The sequence below is a fragment of the Paenibacillus sp. J22P51 genome (assembly GCF_059692215.1).
In genome coordinates, this window is the sequence record NZ_JCAUAZ010000003.1 from 122,633 (window position 1) to 140,399 (window position 17,767).

The following is a 17,767-nucleotide window of genomic DNA, read 5'->3' on the forward strand; positions in this document are numbered from 1 at the left end:
TTAGGATGAAAAACAGTCATAGAATCACAGGTATAAGCTTATTTGTCATGTTTGTTATCATTTCGGGCTGCGGACAAAAGGGGTCCGAGAAATCAGGACAGTCCTTCGGAAGTATCATCACGAATATGGAAGCTGTTGCATCTCAAACTCCGAGCAGTAGTGTCTCCCCTAAGGAGACACCTATCGAAACGCCGATTGTGGTGCCAAGCGCTAGACCAGCTGTTCAAGAGATTGCTCCAACGTCAACTTCTGGACCGTCGTCGCTTCCACCAACGTCATCCCCACAGGTACAAGCGGATACCAGTAAGCCACAAACCATATCGACGTCGCCCAAACCTTCCGAGCCAGTTCAACGTGCAGATGCAAAGGTTGCAGCCAAACCGACGGAGCCTGTGACAACGCCGCCCAAATCGAAACAAACCCAACTGTCCAATGAAATTACGTGGGCTGAGTTTTTCGATAACGATAAACAAGATACACCCTCCAATAAATTCTGGGATACGAACGGGAAGACTGTCCAGATCAGAGGCTTTATGGGGGAGGTTCTCTCCTTTGACAAACACTGGTTTCTACTGATTCCACAGCCAGGTGCAGAGTGTCCATTCGATAATGGCGATGAGACTTACTGGAATAAAATCATGATAGTTTACGTTCCTGATTCAATGAAGTTGAGGTACACCAATGGTCCTCTACTGATCACAGGTAAGCTCGATGTAGGGATTAAGCTAGATGAATCGGGCTACAAAACGATGTTTCGTCTATACGATGCTTCTTTTGAAAAAATAAAGGAATGAACAGGAGCTTGATTTTGCATAAAAAAGTGTCTGTTCGCAAACGATAAACTAGTCGTACAATTAAGAATTCACGGTTAATAGGAGGCATTGGCACATGAATCAAAAGCAGAATAATCAGGCTCAGAGCAACTTGCCAGTTGCAAAGCAGGAAGATGTTGAATTTTCAGCTGAAGTAGCGGATAAGGATGACTTTGAGGCTGCGGAACGCGCGCAAGCAGCGGATGACCGACAGGAAGATCAGTAATGGCGGAGAAAGGGATTCTTGCCTATTTTCATTCCCCAGAACAAGCTGAAGGAGCCGCGTCTAAGCTGAAAGCCTTACGAGCTGTGGATGTGCAGGTTGACCGGTTCAATAACGATATCGGCAGTGGATTAGAGTCAGCGATGGCTGATAGTCTGATAAGTCAAGATCATGAGGTCGATTCAGTTGGACTTGATATTGTGTTGGCTGCTGTGATAGATGAGCAGTGTTATGAACAGGCCATTCGTGTAATTGAAACAGCGGGTGGCTCGGTATAAACAAGAGCACCTGTTCCAGCGGACCTCAAGTATCAGGTCGCTGGAGCAGGTGCTTTTTCAAATGACAACACTTATTCAACGCTCATCATTTTGACAAGCTTATCTGGATAATTCGTAATAATGCTCGATACACCGAGAGCGAGCATACGTCTCATCATCCTTGTGTCATTCACTGTCCAAACATAGACTTCTTTATGGTGATTCTCGGCCAGCCTCATGAAAGATTCATTCACAAGCGGATAGGCCGAAGAAATAACTTCATAATCAGAGCTTTTCATGAGCTCATCGAGATCTTCCGTGTTTTGTCCTATAATGAGGCCTGTTTTAATGGAGGAGTTCAGAGATTTCACTTTATGCAAAAGCTCCGCATCGAATGACGTCACGGTACATTCCTTCACAAAATCATGGGATTGGATGATATCAACTGTTTTTTTGGCAAGTTCAACTGCATGACCATTATTTTTTAACTCGATATTCAGCTTCATATGACCTTTGGCCAGTGTAATTACTTCATCTAAGGTAGGGACATGCTCATCTGTAAAATCCTTATGATACCAACTTCCTGCACTTGCTTGTTTGAGCTCAGATGAGGTGAGTTCCCACATATTTTTGTTAATACCCGTTGTTCTATATACACTATTATCATGCATTAGCATGACGACGCCATCAGCCGTTTCTTGCACATCTAACTCTGCATATCCAGCGTGATCGGTAATAGCTTGTTGCATCGCAGCTAGCGTATTCTCAGGCGTATGCCCTGAGCTTCCACGATGAGCGGTAACTTGACTGTAATTGTCAGCCATCATGGTTTTGGTTGTCAGGGGGGCGATAAGCGCCATTGCAAGGAAAACAGGAAGAACCATGAGTGTTTTGCGCATAAGATGTCTCCGTTCTTACGATAGATAATAATGATGACTTATTCAATGTAGCACCATAGTGTTAGAACAGTGTTAAGAAAAATAAAAAAGCGCTTACATTGATGGCTCCATTTTACCCCAGAAGCGAAGTGTAGTACAATACTCTTTGTGAAAATAGACCTAATTGGTTTATTTTACATAGGAATAACCGACAGGAGGAGCAACACCGATGCTTTGGCAGGAATTAACGGTACATACAACAGAAGAAGCGATAGAAATGATAACCAACTTTGTTCATGAATTGGGAGCTGGAGGTGTTTCCATCGAGGAATCCGGCACCTTAAATAAAGAGAGAGATACGTCGTTTGGTCAATTATACGAAGAGCCATTTAACGATATCCCTGAAGGAAGAGCTGTGATTAAAGGTTACTTCTACCATGGCACAGACATGGAGCCTGTTCTGGCTAACTTGAAGGCATCCGTTGAACAACTGGCAGAATTTGATATTGATACGGGGAATCCAACGTTTGAAGTTGTGGAAGTCGATGATGAAGACTGGGCACATGCGTGGAAAACGTATTTCAAACCGATTCGTGTATCCGATCGCTTGACGATTAAACCGACATGGGAAGACTACACGGCATCCGAGGGTGAAATCATACTGGAGCTAGACCCAGGCATGGCATTCGGAACGGGGACGCATGCAACGACATCGCTTTGTTTGAAAACGTTGGAAAAAGTAATGAAGCCTGGAGACGACGTCATTGACGTAGGAACCGGTTCAGGAATTCTTTCCATTGCAGCAGCAAAGCTAGGCGCGAAACATGTACTTGCTGTGGATCTAGATCCCGTAGCTGTTACGAGTGCATTGGATAATACGAAGCAGAACCAACTCGAAGATAAAATTACAGTGAAACTTAGCGATCTTCTTGGCGTACTAAAAGAAAGCGAGTCCGAAGGGGATGCTCAGCTAGGTGTTTCGATCCCGGTTCAACTCGTTGTAGCAAACATCTTGGCAGAAGTTATTGTGATGTTTGTAGATGACGTGTACGAGGTGTTGCAGCAGGGCGGTTATTACATAACTTCAGGTATCATTACGAACAAAGAAGCGGATGTAGAAAAAGCACTGGTTGCAGCTAAATTCACGATCGTAGAGAAAAACTATGATTCGAATTGGGTTGTAATCGTAGCTAGAAAGCTGTAGGTGTTGGCTCATGGGAGGCTTATTATTTTACGATTGGAATACGCTGCCGTTTGTAATTTTGGTGCTCGTGCTTTCGTTTACGATTCATGAATGGGCGCATGCGTATAGCGCCTATAAATTAGGAGATTCTACGGCGTATCAGTTTGGCCGCGTTTCCTTGAACCCGATGGTCCATTTGGACCTTTTCGGGACGATTATGTTGTTGATCGCTGGTTTTGGTTGGGCGAAACCTGTGCCAGTTAACCGTGGTAATTTCAAACGTCCTCGCTTGTTTGGGATTATTGTGACCGCGGCAGGACCGATTAGTAACTTGATTTTGGCCTTTATCACGTTATTTATTTTCGCGCTTTTTCAGAAATATGGTTGGCTAGATGGGATGTCCAAGGGCAGCGCAGATGCGATTGTCCTGTTCTTGAAGCTGATGTTAAATATTAATATTACATTATTTCTGTTTAACTTGATTCCAATTCCACCGCTGGATGGATATCGGATTATTCAGGATTTGGTAAACCTGAGGTACACGGAGACACTTCAAAAGTTTGAACAGTGGGCATCTGTGATCTTCTTGCTAGTTGTCTTTATCAGACCTCTACGTCAAGTAACGCTTGATCCTTACCTACGTTTAGGCGACGACATTATCAATCAATTTGCCATTGTGATTACTAGCATATTGGGCATGTAACCTCTCTCCAGAGAGTTCCATATGGATTTTCCGGTTCAAACGAGGTATGATGGTGTGTGGAGTTTCACGGTGACATCGGTGTTCGAATAAAGTTCAAATGAAGTTCAAATGAACGAAGATAGAGAGGCTTTGACTATGCAGCGTTATTTTCTCCCGCCCCAGCAGTTCCATGCTTCTACACAAACAGTCACCATTGAGGGGGACGACGCCCATCATCTTGGTCGCGTCATGCGAGCAGAGGTAGGAGATCAGGTTATCTGCAGCAATGGTGTGAACCGTGAGGTGCTCGTCCGTATCACTCACTTAGATAAGGGAGCTGTGACCGCGGAAATCGTGGAGGAGCTCGCTATGGACGCGGAAGCGGCTGTTAACGTGTGGATTGCACAGAGCTTGCCCAAAGGCGATAAGATGGAGCTTATTATTCAAAAAGGGACCGAGATCGGGGCAGCCCGGTTTCTTCCTTTTTTATCGGAACGAACCATTGTGCAGTACGATGCGAAGAAAGAAGCTAAGCGCACAGAGCGCTGGCAGAAAATCGCGAAGGAAGCAGCAGAGCAAGCTCATCGTAACCGTGTACCGCAGATTGAATCCGTCTATACATGGAAGCAATTGCTGCAGCGCGCAAAGGAAGCAGATGTTGCTTGGATTTGCTATGAGAAGGAAGATGGTCAGCAGCTGAAGCCTGCCATACAAGCAGCGCTAGCGGAAGGCCAAGTAGGACCAGGCAAGCAAGTATTGATTGCGGTTGGCCCCGAAGGTGGATTCACAGAGCAAGAAATTAAGCAAGCTGAAGAGGCTGGCTTTCGCTCGGTTTCGCTGGGGAATCGCATTTTACGGACAGAGACGGCTGCGATGGTGGGTCTTACATGTCTGTTTTATGAAACCGGAGAAATGGGAGGATAAGCGAAGATGGCAACGGTAGCGTTTCATACACTGGGATGTAAAGTAAACTTTTATGATACAGAAGCGATTTGGCAGCTTTTCAAAAATGAGGGCTATGAACAAGTTGATTTCGAAAATACGGCAGATGTCTATGTGATTAACACATGTACAGTAACAAATACAGGGGATAAGAAGAGTCGCCAGATGATACGTCGTGCGATTCGTCGTAATCCGGAAGCGATTGTTGCTGTAACAGGCTGTTACGCGCAAACATCGCCAGCGGAAATTATGGCGATTCCAGGTGTGGACATGGTCATCGGGACGCAGGATCGCGAGAAAATCATTCCGCTTGTGAAGCAGTTTGAGTCGGATCGTCAACCGATTAACGCGGTGCGAAACATCATGAAAACCCGTTCGTTCGAGGAACTGGATGTGCCTGATTTTGCTGATCGTACGCGGGCATTTTTGAAAATTCAAGAAGGATGCAACAACTTCTGTACCTTCTGCATTATTCCGTGGTCACGTGGATTGATGCGTAGTCGTGAGCCGCAAAGCGTAATTGCGCAAGCGGAACAGCTCGTAGCAGCAGGCTATCAGGAAATCGTCCTTACAGGTATTCATACTGGTGGCTATGGCGAAGATATTGAGGACTACAGCTTGGCGAAGCTGCTTAAAGATCTGGATAAAGTCGAAGGCTTGAAGCGTATTCGTATTTCGTCTATCGAAGCGAGCCAAATTACAGATGAAGTGATTGAAGTTCTGAAATCTTCGGACAAAATGTGCCGTCACCTTCACATCCCATTACAAGCGGGCGATGATCAGGTGCTTGCGCGGATGCGCCGGAAATATACAACGGCTGAGTTTGCTCGTAAAATCGAGCGTCTACACGAAATTATGCCGGATGTTGCGATAACAACGGATGTCATCGTTGGTTTCCCTGGAGAGACAGAAGAGATGTTCCGCGATGGCTACAAGTTCATGGAGCAAATGAAGTTCTCCGAAATGCACGTTTTCCCTTATTCGAAGCGGACAGGAACCCCTGCGGCACGGATGGAGGATCAGGTGGATGAAGAAATCAAAAATGCGCGTGTACATGAACTCATTGATCTTTCCGAGAAAATGCAGTTGGCGTATGCTCAGAAGTTTGTTGGGCAAGTGCTGGAAGTCATTCCAGAGCGTGCCTACAAAGGCGCACCTGATAGCGGCTTGTACAGCGGATATTCCGATAACTATGTGCAGTTAGTGTTTGAAGGTTCTGAAGATATGATCGGTCAAGTGTGCCGTGTGAAGGTAACGGAAGCCGGTGTGAATGAAAGCAAGGGACAACTCGTTCGCGTGCTTGAAGGCGTAGTGAATTTGTAAGTTAAGTTTAGTTAATTCCCCACCTCTACTCGTGGTCGTTCCTTTTGAATGACTGCGTTAGAGGTTTTCTCGATTAGACGGGAGCTTGTACGAGATCGAAGTGTGTAACTACTAAATCAGATGAGGTGCTTTGAAAATGACATTAAACGCGAAAGAAATTGCAAGCTATATCGACCATACTTTATTGAAAGCAGACGCGAGTACAGCTGCGATTCACAAGTTGTGTGAAGAAGCTGCGCAGCATCAATTTTTCAGTGTGTGTGTGAATTCTCAGTTTGTTGCCACGGCGGCTAAAGCTTTGGAAGGAACAGGCGTTAAGGTTGCTGCAGTAGTTGGTTTTCCTCTTGGTGCGAGCTTGAGTGAAGTGAAAGCCTTCGAAGCAGCTAAAGCTGTTGAAAATGGTGCAGCTGAAATTGATACGGTTTTGCCAATTGGGTTGCTTTTGGAAGGACAACTGGACGCGGTTCGTTCCGATATTAAGCAAGTAGTGGATGCTGTAAAAGGGAAAGCCATCGTCAAAGTAATCATGGAAACAGGTTTCCTGAATGATGAGCAGAAAGCAACGGCTTGCCGTCTTTCGGAAGAAGCGGGAGCTCATTTCGTGAAAACCTCGACTGGTTTTGGTCCTGGTGGAGCTACCGTGGAAGATGTTCGCTTGATGCGCCAAAATGTATCCAGCACGATCGGTGTGAAAGCATCTGGCGGCGTACGTGATGTAGAGACGGCGATTGCCATGATTGAAGCAGGTGCGACAAGATTAGGTACCAGCTCAGGTGTAGCTATTGTGAACGGAACTCAAGGCGCTTCCACATACTAAGATAGCAGAGAGGCAAAGCGACTAGGGAGCCTACGATATTGAATATGGTTTGAGAACGGGCAATCTGTGAAGCGGCGTCATCAGCAAGTAGTGCTGAAAAATAAACGAGCACATGGATAATAGGGTAAAAGAGGATCGCGCCTCCGACATTCAGCAGCACATGTGACCAGGCGACGTATCGCCCTGCGGGTGAGCTGCTCATACCTGCGATTAGAGCGGTGACGCAGGTGCCGACATTGGCACCTATCGTGATCGCAACCCCGAGCTCGACGGGGATGGCTCCTGTGGCGGCGAGGCTCATCGCCATCGCAATGACGGCCGCGCTGCTATGCACGAGCGCGGTCACGGCTGCGCCTGCGAGGATGCCCCAGAGCAGGCTTTCTTGCGCCTGGTGCACGAACCAGGTGAACAGACCGCGGGACTGCAGCTCAGGCCCGATGGTTTGCATGATCTCGATGCCGAGCAGCACGAGAGAGAAGCCAACCACCGCGAGCGAGCAGTAGCGGACGCTGCGCACCCATTGGCGACCGCCGTGTTGTACGGCGGTCTGTGGTTGTGCCGCGGCTGCTTGCGCGGCAAGTGAGCGTGGGCCGCTTGCCTGTGGCAGCGGCCCGGCCAGCCAGCTCGCCAGCCAGACGCTGGCGCTGGCGAGCAGGATCGGCACGCCGATGCCACCCAAGCTGAGCCCGATCAGCTCAGTGGTGAGGCACGTGCCGATGTTCGTTCCGAGAATCACGCCGAGTGTTCTCGGGAATGACAGGACGCCGGCGCCGACGAGGCCGATGGCGATGACCGTGATTGCGGTGCTGCTCTGCAGCGCCGCTGTCAGTACGGTGCCGGTGAGTAGTCCGCGCACCGGTGTGCGGGTAAACCGCTCCAGCCACAGCTGGAGGCGGGGGCCAGCCCAGGTTTGAAGCGAGGTTTCCATCAGCTTCATCCCAAGCAGAAATAAGATAAAGCCTGTGACAACAGGCAGAATAATAGCATGAATCATGAGAAGATCTCCTTTTCGTGAGCGAAAGACGTTTTCAACCAATATATGTGACCGTACAGACAAGCATGACAAGCCAGATGGTGTAAGTGAACGGTTTCACGCAAAGGATGGCTAATAACATGGCAGTAGTATTTTTACATAAGAAACGCAAACCCCGTTTGGAGCAAGGACATCCGTGGGTGTATAAGAGTGAAATTGAGCGCACGGATGGGGACATTGAGCCTGGACAGCTTGTGTCTGTTCAAAATCATCTTGGGAAGTATCTAGCCACTGGCTATTACAACGAGGCGTCACAGCTAACGGTACGTATTGTATCGTATAGCCCGAATGAAGCGATGAATACGGATTTTTTCGTAGAGCGTTTCACGCGTTGTTTCCTTCATCGTCAGCGCTTTGTGAAAGGCGCTCAGTCCTATCGTCTGGTGTATGGGGAAGCTGATTTCCTGCCAGGACTCATTGTGGATAAATTCGAGAACACGCTTGTTGTTCAACTTTTAACCTTAGGGATGGACCTCTGTAGAGACAATATCGTGGAAGCATTGGTTCAAGTCATGAAGCCAGCAGGGATTTATGAGCGTAGTGACGTTTCCATTCGTGAGTTAGAAGGTCTGAAGCAGACGAAGGGACTCTTGTACGGAGATTGCGCAAAGCATGTTGATATCTTAGAGAATGGCCTTCGCATTCGCGTGGATATTGAGGAAGGTCAGAAGACGGGGTACTTCTTCGACCAACGAGAGAATCGCGCAGCGATTGCGCCATTGATGACGGGCTGGGGTCACCGCAGTGGCATTCATTTGACGGAAATCGAAGAGAATGGCGTAACGCAAATGCTGCCTGTGAATGCCAATGGCAAAGTAGTGACGTTCCCTCTGTGGGACGGAGCCTCGGTGCTGGAGTGCTTCTCGCATACAGGGAGCTTCACGTTAAACGCTTGTCAATTCGGGGCGAAAAAAGTGACATGTCTTGATATTTCCGAGCATGCCATTGAAAGCGCACGTACGAATGTTGCTCTGAATGGATTCGAGGATCGCGTCGAATTCGTCGTCGCTGATGCGTTCGAGTACTTGCGTACGCAAGTAAAAGGCTTGGATGAGCGTAAGCTTCGCTCTTCAGCAGGTGTGGCAGGACAAACTAAGGTAGACACCTCAAAGCCTGTAGGCACAGGTGGTCGGACTTGGGACGTCGTTATTCTAGATCCGCCTGCCTTCGCCAAGACGAAAAGTGCCGTTGAAGGCGCTTGCCGAGGCTATAAGGATATCAATTTGCATGGCATGAAGCTTGTGAATGAGGGTGGCTATCTTGTCACAGCAAGCTGTTCCTATCACATGCATCCGGAGCTGTTCCTTGAAACGATCCATGCAGCAGCAACAGATGCGGGTAAACTACTGCGCTTAATTGAATTCCGAGGGGCAGGGATGGACCACCCGCGTATTCTCGGCGTAGATGAGGGGCATTATTTGAAATTTGCGATTTTTGAAGTGCGAAGCAAATAAACAAGGGTTTCTAATTGATTTTCTGATGTGTAAGCAAAGCTGGAAGTATTCTAGCTTTGCTTTTTTGTGTTGTGATAGTGGGGTTTCGTGAGCAGTTAGTCGATGAAATCGATTAACTCGAGAGGAAGAGTGGGTTTCTGGGTAAAGTTAATCGAAAAATTCGATTAACTCGAGAGGAAGAGTAGGTTTCTGGTGAAGTTAATCGAAAAATTCGATTAATTCGAGAGGAAGAGTGGGTTTATGGGTGGAGTTAATCGAAAAATTCGATTAACTCGGTAGAAATAGTTGCTCTACAGGGAAGTTAGTCGAAGAATTCGATTTACTCCTGAGCAAGAGTGTCCCGACAAGTCACTTTAGTCGAAAAAACGACTACTCGCGCAAATTCAACAGGCATACCTTGAATCCATTCTACGAGGATGGTGTAGACGTTTATCTTTTATATGCTATAATATTAGAATATATGTTCGTATTCCTGCGTTAAATAAATCCCCCAGATCCCCCTCCATCATCTACCACGCCGACTCAGCACCAAAAATATGCTAGAATAGATAGATAGAATACGAGAATTGCTTACGAAGTAAGCTTTCCGACGGAAAGTGTTAGGAGGCCCTGAATGTCCATTCGATTCGTAATTGGTAGAGCCGGAAGCGGCAAGAGTGAACGCTGTCTGACGGAAATGAAGGAGCAATTGGCATTAGCGCCTGAAGGAGATCCGTTAATATTGCTTGTCCCTGAACAAGCCACATTCCAAGCTGAGCACGCGCTAGTTTCGGATCCTAGTATTCGGGGAATGATTCGCGCACAAGTATTAAGCTTTCACCGTTTAGCTTGGCGTGTGATGCAAGAAGAAGGCGGCACGGCGAGGCTGCCTATTGATGATACAGGAAAGAAACTGCTGTTAACGAGCATTTTACATAAATACAAAGATAAACTTCGCCTCTTCGGTCACTCGGCTGAGCAGATGGGCTTTGTTGACCGTTTGAACCAGCTTTTTACGGAGATGAAACGCTATTGTGTGACGGCTGAACAGCTAGAGACACATGAGAATAAGCGAGTGACCAACCTTGGAGAACACGGCTTGCTGCGAGATAAAATGCACGATATTCAACTCGTCTACAAGCAGTTTGAGTCGGAGCTTGCCAAGCAGTATTTGGATGGCGAGGATTATTTGACGCTGCTTGCTGAGCAAGTATCAAGTTCCGGCTATTTGCGTTCAGCTTCGGTATGGATAGATGGATTTCATGGCTTTACACCGCAAGAATTTAAGGTGCTTGGTGCTTTATTTGCAGCATGCAAGCAAGTGACGATTACGTTATGTCTAGATCGTGAACTTCATGCGGGAGATATGCCGGATGAGTTGGATTTATTCCATCCTACAGCTTCGACGATGGTACGCTTGCAGGAGATGATTTGGCAGCTTGGTCTAGGTGCTGCTGAAGTTCTTCAGCTTACACCAGATCGTTCACCGCGATACGAAGATAGTCCTGCGCTTGCCTATTTGGAACAGAATTTTGATCGTCGAATTGGCGGGGGAGCACCTAAGTATCAGACTTCACCAGGAGAGAAAATAGCCGATCAGCTCGTTATTAGGGAAGCTGTACATCGACGTGCGGAGGTTGAAGGCGCCGTGCGTGACATGCTGCAGCTAGTTAGAGAGCAGGGTGTGCGGTGGCGTGAAATGGCCATCATGGTGCGGAATATGGAAGGCTATCAGGATCTGTTAAACATGGTACTTACGGATTATGAAATCCCTCACTTTTTTGATCAGAAACGGTCGGTGCTTCATCATCCACTCGTGGAATTCATTCGGTCTGCGCTAGAGGTTATTCAACATAATTGGCATTACGATGCCGTATTCCGTTGTATCAAGACTGATTTATTGCTGCCTCCGGGTGCAACATCTCAAAGGACTGAGCTTGATAAATTAGAGAATTATGTGCTTGCTTTCGGGATTCAAGGCTATAGATGGACGGATGGGAAGCCATGGACCTATCAATTCCGTGCCAACTTGGAGCAAGCGGAGGATCAGGTTAATGAACAAACAGCCGAGCTTCAAGCACTAAATACGAGCAAATCGTGGGTCGTGCGTCCATTACTTGCACTAGCTAATCGTCTTGGACAAGCGCGTACGGTTAAGGCTCAGGTTGAAGCGGTTTATGAGCTATTGGTTACAGTGCAAGCACCAGAGAAGCTTGCAGCATGGACGCAGCAAGCAACACTTGATGGAAAGCCAGAAAAAGCTCGCGAACATGGTCAAATGTGGAACAGTGTGATGGATATGCTTGATCAATTGGTGGAAACCATGGGCGATGATGAACTTTCCTTGGAGCTGTTTAACGGTCTTATAGAAACAGGGATGGAAAGCATGAAGCTTGGCCTCGTTCCGCCTTCGATGGATCAATTACTGATCGGAAGTATGGATCGAACTCGCTCAAGCGGGATTAGATACGCCTATATTTTAGGTGTGAATGATGGAGTTATTCCAGCGCAGATAGCTGAAAAAGGTGTGCTGACAGAAGCGGAGCGAAGTGTTCTGATGGACTCCGGATTGCCTATGGCAGATGGGAGCCGACGGAAGCTGTTGGACGAGCAGTTTATCGTCTACACATCGTTGACTGTACCAGGCAAGCGGCTTTGGATGAGTTATCCTTTAGCGGATGAAGAAGGGAAATCATTATTGCCCTCGGAGCTGATCAGGCAAATGCGGCAGCTTTTTCCAGGTACGGAAGAGTCTCTACTTTTGGCAGAACCGTCAGTGGAATCGCCAGAAATTGAGCAAGCAGCCTATTTAGCCCATCCGACACAGGCGATCTCCTATTTGGCTGTTCGCATGAAGCATTGGATGCTAGGTGGACGTATGTCAGAGCTTTGGTGGGATGCGTACAATTGGTATGCGAAGCAACCCGCCTGGCAAATGAAACTGCAATCACTCGTACAGGCTTTGCAGTATACGAACAAAGAGAAAGGGCTTTCCTCCAAAACGAGCAAGCTGTTATATGGTGAGCATTTGCGCGCAAGTGTTTCACGCATGGAGAAGTATGTGGCATGTCCGTTCTCTCACTTCGTTTCTCATGGCTTACGACTACAAGAGCGTCGTGTGTATCGCTTGGATGCACCTGATATCGGACAATTGTTCCACGCGGCATTGAATCAATTCGTTCAGAAACTTCAGCAGGATCAGCTAGATTGGGGTTCACTTTCCGCCGAGCAATGTATGGAGAGGTCTGCACAAGTGGTGGACGAGCTTGCGCCGAGACTTCAAGGTGAAATTCTGCTGAGCTCAAGTCGCTATGCGTATATTGCTAGAAAACTAAAGCAAGTGGTTGGCAGGGCAGCAGTTATTCTCGGCGAGCATGCCAAGCATGGTCAATTTCAACCCCTGGGGCTGGAAATTGATTTTGGACCAGGCAAGGATTTGCCTTCACTGATATTTGAATTGGAAAACGGCTGTACGATGGAGATTATCGGACGAATCGACCGTGTGGATCGCGCGGATGGTGAGCAGGGTGTGCTTTTACGAGTGATTGACTACAAATCCAGTCAAACGGCCTTGCAGCTCTCAGAAGTGTACTACGGATTATCCCTACAGATGCTGACTTACTTGGACGTTATTCTTACGCATGCGGAGACATGGCTCGGTGTTGAAGCAAAGCCGGCAGGCGTGCTTTATTTCCACGTGCATAACCCAATGCTGCAGCAGAAAAATGCGCTTGATCCTGCCTCCGTCGAGAAAGAGCTTCGAAAACGATTTAAAATGAAGGGTTTGATTACTGCTGATGCTGAGGTAGCCGGTATGATGGATGATGAGCTTATCCATAGCTCTGGGCATTCACAGCTTATTCCAGTCGCTTTAAAGAAAGATGGAAGCTTTTACTCGACTTCATCGGTAGCAACGGACGAGCAGTGGGATACGCTCCGCACCTATGTACGTAAACAAGTCAAACAAATTGGAACGAACATTACGGATGGTCATGTTGATATTGCTCCTTATCGTTTAGGGAAAAAGTCAGCCTGCCAGCATTGTTCGTATACGGCGATTTGTCAAATAGATCCCTTATTTGAAGGGAATGAGATTCAAGTTTTTCGACCGCGTGCGAAGGATCAAGTTTGGACGGAGCTGGCTGCGCACGTAAGCGGGCCGTGAAGGTAGAAAGGAGCGTACAAGGTGACACAACAACAAGAACCTAAACCCCTCGGTAGTACATGGACGGATGATCAATGGGATGCAATCACCCTCAAGGGGCAAAACATGTTGGTTGCCGCTGCTGCTGGCTCTGGCAAAACTGCCGTACTCGTAGAACGTATCATTCGTCGGATCTCCAATGAATGGGAACCGATCGATGTAGACCGATTACTCGTTGCAACGTTTACGAAAGCAGCGGCTTCCGAAATGAAGCATCGGATTCGAGAGGCACTTGAGAAAGAACTGATGAAACAGCCGCATTCACAGCATTTGCGTAAGCAGCTGGCGCTAATGGGGAAGGCATCGATTACAACTCTTCACTCCTTTTGTTTAGAGGTTGTACAGCGTTATTTCAGTCTCATCAAATTAGATCCTGGCTTTCGAATTGCGAATGAAACGGAAGCTGATTTACTCCGACAGGACTTGCTAGGCGAGATGCTTGAAGAATATTATGCTGCGAGTGATGAGGACAGCGCCTTCTGGCGTTTGGTGGATTCGTTTAGTGGTGAACGCAACGATAACGCAATTATGCTGCTCATCCAGAAGTTGTATGATGTATCTCGCAGTCATCCTTGGCCGGAGCACTGGCTAAGAGGGACAGCCTCGATGTTCGGCCCGCCTGCAAAGCAAGCCGACCCAGTGATTACGGATGAGTTAACAGCGGTAGTCGAAGAAGCTCTGCCTTATGTTGCCGCGGCATCTGCAGCTGTGGATTATTCACTATGGGAGCAAAGTTTGGTTCGTGATCTTTCCCTCGAACTCGAAGGGGCAGCGGATTTGCTAGGGCAAGCCCTCAACATTGCGGAATCCCCGGGAGGGCCTGCGCCTTATATCGATAATTTACGTGATGATATATTGCTTGTTCAGAATTTACTGGAAACAACAACGTATCCTTGGTCCGTCTTGTATCTTGGTTTTCAAACAGTCGAGTTTGGTAAGCTCAAAGCCTGCAAGGGCGATGATTATGATAAAGGGCTGCAAGAAGAAGTCAAAGAGCTTCGAAACAAGGCGAAGGAACAAATTAACAAATTAAAAGAAGAATTGTTCGGACGAACGCCAGAGCAGTTTCATCAAGAAATTGCAGACATGGCTCCGTTACTGCACGTCCTCGTTGATCTTATCGTTGATTTCGGTCAGCGGTATCAAACGGCTAAAGCAGCGAAGGGACTGATTGACTTTGCTGATTTGGAGCACTATTGCTTACAAATTCTAAGTGCGCCTGGTTCCATGCCTGGTGAGTTGTATCCTTCAGAAGCGGCGCAAGCGTATCGGAAGCAGTTTGCAGAAGTGCTGCTGGATGAATATCAGGATACGAATCGTGTCCAAGAAGCGATTGTGGAGTTGATTTCAACATCAAAGCCTGGTAATCGGTTTATGGTTGGCGACGTGAAACAAAGTATTTATCGGTTTCGTCTGGCAGAACCAGGTCTATTCTTAGAAAAATACAAAGCGTATCGTTCCAACAAAGAAGCAGCCTCTGATGGAGAAATGAACGGCGGAAGAATTGACTTAGCGAGAAATTTCCGCAGTCGTCTTCAAGTCGTCGATGCGGTTAACTTTATTTTCAAACAAATGATGAATGAAACTGTCGGTGAAATTGCCTACGATGAGCGAGCGGAATTGGTGTATGGAGCGGGTTATCCCCCATCCGCGTCTGATTGTTCTGTGGAGATGCTATTGATTGACCGTGGGAAAGACGGAGCAGACAAAAGCGAAGCGTTCACAGAAGAATCCGATGATAGTAGTGACGACATCAACGCTGAGGGTGATGAAAGTGCGATTGATCCCATCTTAGAAGCGGAGGAACTGGAAACCGCGCAGTTGGAAGCACGTACAATTGCTCGTCAAATCAGAGGGTTGTTAGGTGCAGCTGGTCAAGAGCCATTTCAAGTTTTTGATAAACGAACAGGCGGCGATCGCCCGGCAACCTACAGGGATATCGTGATTTTGTTGCGTGCAACCCAAGCGTGGTCCCCGATTCTGATTGATGAGCTTAAGAAACAAGGCATTCCAGCTTATGCTGAGCTAAGTACAGGTTATTTCTCGGCAACAGAAGTTGAGACGATGCTTTCCTTGTTGAAGGTCATCGACAATCCGTATCAAGACGTACCTTTGGCGGCTGTATTGCGATCTCCTATGGTTGGGCTGACAGCCGAGCATTTAGCTCAAATTCGAGCTGCGGATAAATCCATACCTTTCTATGAGTCTGTATTGCGCACTGCTGGGCAAAGTGCAGCACAGAATGCGGATGAAAAGCTGTCAATCAAATTGACGCTATTTCTTGAACAATTGGAGCAATGGCGTAATGACGCTAGACAAGGCTCGCTAGCCGACTTGATTTGGAGCATTTTTAGACAAACCGGCTATTATGATTTCGCTGGCGGTTTGCCTGGAGGCATGCAAAGACAAGCCAATTTAAGAGCTTTATATGATAGAGCAAGACAGTACGAGAGTACTTCACTGCGTGGATTATTCCGCTTCTTACGGTTTATTGAACGTATGAAAGAAAGCGGAGGCGATCTTGGAACCGCACGTGCACTGGGTGAACAGGAAGATGTCGTTCGTATTATGTCCATTCATAAGAGCAAGGGCTTAGAATTTCCGGTTGTATTTGTGGCTGGAATGGCGAAGATGTTTAATCAACGAGATTTGAATGATGCGTTCTTACTGCATAAAGAGCTTGGCTTTGGACCGCGATTTGTAGATACAACGCTGCGTGTCAGTTACCCGACGTTACCTTCTCTTGCGATTAAAAAGAGGCTGAAGCTCGAGCTTCTTGCTGAGGAAATGCGCGTCCTCTATGTGGCACTCACGAGAGCACGCGAGAAATTGTACTTACTCGGCACTGTGAAATCGCTCGATAAGCTGCTGCGTGGCTGGGCTCGTCATTTATCAAGAGAGGCATGGTATTTGCCTGATTTTGAGTTAGCTAAAGCGAAGAGCTATCTAGACTGGGTAGGACCTGCTTTGCTTCGTCATCCCGATGCTGCTCTGTGGCGTGAACGGCTTGGAATTAGTGATATTTCTTCAGATATTCGTTTGCTGCGTGATTCATCGCAATGGAAGCTCTCCGTGATTACGCCAGAAAGCTTGCAGGTGCTGGATGTCTTAGAAGATGCGGTTGTCGAGCCAGAAAGTGATCGATTCATAGCGATTCAGCAGCGTGAGGCTGTCACTACGTCTGGAAAGTGGAAAGAAGCTTTAGAGGAGCGACTATCCTGGACATACACATTCCCCGATGCGCCGAAGCATTTTGCTAAAACGACGGTTTCGGAAATGAAACGGTTATCTGAGCTCAACCGAATCGTGGATGAGTTCGAGTCGCCAATCGCTGTGGAAATCTCGTCCGGTGAGGGAACTATGCCAACGGCAAGTAAACCAGCGGCTACGATTTGGCGAAGACCGAGATTTATGGAAGAGCAAAAGCTAACGGCAGCTGAGAAAGGGACAGTTGTACATGCCGTTATGCAAAATATGTCTCTAGCAGAAATACCCACGGAAGCAAGTATTCAGTCAACACTCCAAGAGATGTTGGACAAGCAAACGATGACGCAAGATCAGCGTGATGTGGTAGATATCCCTGTTATTTTGAAATTTTTCGAAACACAGGTTGGGAAACGAATGATCCAATCGCGTAATGTGCAGCGAGAGGTTCCATTTAGTTATGGACTGACTGCAGGTGAGGTTTATTCCGAGGCGGATCCATCCACACTTGGTGAGACTGTGCTCATTCAAGGGGTTATTGATTGTCTATTTGAAGATGAGCTGGGACTCGTTCTCGTAGATTATAAGACAGATGCAGTTAGAGGAAGCACGGATGCAGAGCTTCAGCTTCGCTATGAGAAGCAAATAAGCTTATATGCTCGCGCTGTGGAACACATTTGGAAACGCCCGGTACACGGCAAGTTCCTCTATTTCTTTGATGGTGCCAAACTAGTAGAAATGTAGGGAGACAATAGAAACGAGCGACGACATGCAGT

Annotated in this window: 12 protein-coding genes and 1 pseudogene; 11 read left to right on the plus strand and 2 right to left on the minus strand. The window is 47.3% G+C overall.

Annotated features, from left to right (window positions below; all coding sequences use genetic code 11):
- Nucleotides 1–5 precede the first annotated feature (5 nt).
- The 3 genes and pseudogenes from AC58QC_RS08715 (at nucleotide 6) to AC58QC_RS08725 (ending at nucleotide 1,313) form a co-directional block, all read left to right on the plus strand.
- Nucleotides 6–794 (plus strand): hypothetical protein, encoded by a 789-nt coding sequence (locus AC58QC_RS08715; protein WP_497414803.1) that lies wholly within the window; start codon nucleotides 6–8, stop codon nucleotides 792–794.
- Nucleotides 795–882: 88 nt separating this feature from the next.
- A pseudogene (locus tag AC58QC_RS08720) lies at nucleotides 883–1,038 on the plus strand (YfhD family protein); the annotation flags it as partial.
- The gene (locus AC58QC_RS08725) at nucleotides 1,038–1,313 is read left to right on the plus strand and encodes a hypothetical protein (protein ID WP_497414804.1); all 276 of its coding nucleotides are present in this window, start codon (nucleotides 1,038–1,040) and stop codon (nucleotides 1,311–1,313) included. The pseudogene AC58QC_RS08720 and the gene AC58QC_RS08725, both read left to right, overlap by 1 nt.
- A 71-nt stretch (nucleotides 1,314–1,384) precedes the next feature.
- Here the strand turns inward: AC58QC_RS08725 and AC58QC_RS08730 are convergent, their stop codons facing one another.
- Nucleotides 1,385–2,191, minus strand: a complete 807-nt coding sequence (locus tag AC58QC_RS08730; protein WP_497414805.1) for a glycerophosphodiester phosphodiesterase — start codon at nucleotides 2,189–2,191, stop codon at nucleotides 1,385–1,387.
- 208 nt (nucleotides 2,192–2,399) lie between these two features.
- Here AC58QC_RS08730 and prmA point away from each other — a divergent pair, with 208 nt between their 5' ends.
- From prmA to deoC, 5 genes are all read left to right on the plus strand, one after another.
- The gene (prmA, locus tag AC58QC_RS08735; protein ID WP_497414806.1) at nucleotides 2,400–3,374 is read left to right on the plus strand and encodes a 50S ribosomal protein L11 methyltransferase; all 975 of its coding nucleotides are present in this window, start codon (nucleotides 2,400–2,402) and stop codon (nucleotides 3,372–3,374) included.
- 10 nt (nucleotides 3,375–3,384) lie between these two features.
- A complete protein-coding gene (locus AC58QC_RS08740; protein ID WP_497414807.1) occupies nucleotides 3,385–4,056 on the plus strand; it encodes a site-2 protease family protein in 672 nt (223 codons plus the stop codon).
- Between the two features lie 135 nt (nucleotides 4,057–4,191).
- Nucleotides 4,192–4,959, plus strand: a complete 768-nt coding sequence (locus AC58QC_RS08745) for a 16S rRNA (uracil(1498)-N(3))-methyltransferase (RefSeq protein ID WP_497414808.1) — start codon at nucleotides 4,192–4,194, stop codon at nucleotides 4,957–4,959.
- Nucleotides 4,960–4,965: 6 nt separating this feature from the next.
- A complete protein-coding gene (mtaB, locus tag AC58QC_RS08750; protein WP_497414809.1) occupies nucleotides 4,966–6,300 on the plus strand; it encodes a tRNA (N(6)-L-threonylcarbamoyladenosine(37)-C(2))-methylthiotransferase MtaB in 1,335 nt (444 codons plus the stop codon).
- Between the two features lie 136 nt (nucleotides 6,301–6,436).
- Nucleotides 6,437–7,117, plus strand: a complete 681-nt coding sequence (gene deoC / locus AC58QC_RS08755) for a deoxyribose-phosphate aldolase (protein WP_236287448.1) — start codon at nucleotides 6,437–6,439, stop codon at nucleotides 7,115–7,117.
- Here the strand turns inward: deoC and AC58QC_RS08760 are convergent.
- On the minus strand, nucleotides 7,080–8,111 hold the full coding sequence (locus AC58QC_RS08760; RefSeq protein WP_497414810.1) for a Na/Pi cotransporter family protein: 1,032 nt from the start codon (nucleotides 8,109–8,111) through the stop codon (nucleotides 7,080–7,082). The two genes, deoC and AC58QC_RS08760, sit on opposite strands and share 38 nt — an antisense overlap.
- A 119-nt stretch (nucleotides 8,112–8,230) precedes the next feature.
- Between AC58QC_RS08760 and AC58QC_RS08765 the strand changes: the two genes are divergently transcribed.
- The 3 genes from AC58QC_RS08765 (at nucleotide 8,231) to addA (ending at nucleotide 17,735) form a co-directional block, all read left to right on the plus strand.
- Nucleotides 8,231–9,604, plus strand: coding sequence for a class I SAM-dependent rRNA methyltransferase (locus tag AC58QC_RS08765; protein ID WP_497414811.1), 1,374 nt, complete (start codon nucleotides 8,231–8,233; stop codon nucleotides 9,602–9,604).
- Between the two features lie 613 nt (nucleotides 9,605–10,217).
- Nucleotides 10,218–13,748, plus strand: a complete 3,531-nt coding sequence (addB, locus tag AC58QC_RS08770) for a helicase-exonuclease AddAB subunit AddB (protein WP_497414812.1) — start codon at nucleotides 10,218–10,220, stop codon at nucleotides 13,746–13,748.
- 21 nt (nucleotides 13,749–13,769) lie between these two features.
- On the plus strand, nucleotides 13,770–17,735 hold the full coding sequence (gene addA, locus AC58QC_RS08775; protein WP_497414813.1) for a helicase-exonuclease AddAB subunit AddA: 3,966 nt from the start codon (nucleotides 13,770–13,772) through the stop codon (nucleotides 17,733–17,735).
- Nucleotides 17,736–17,767 lie beyond the last annotated feature (32 nt).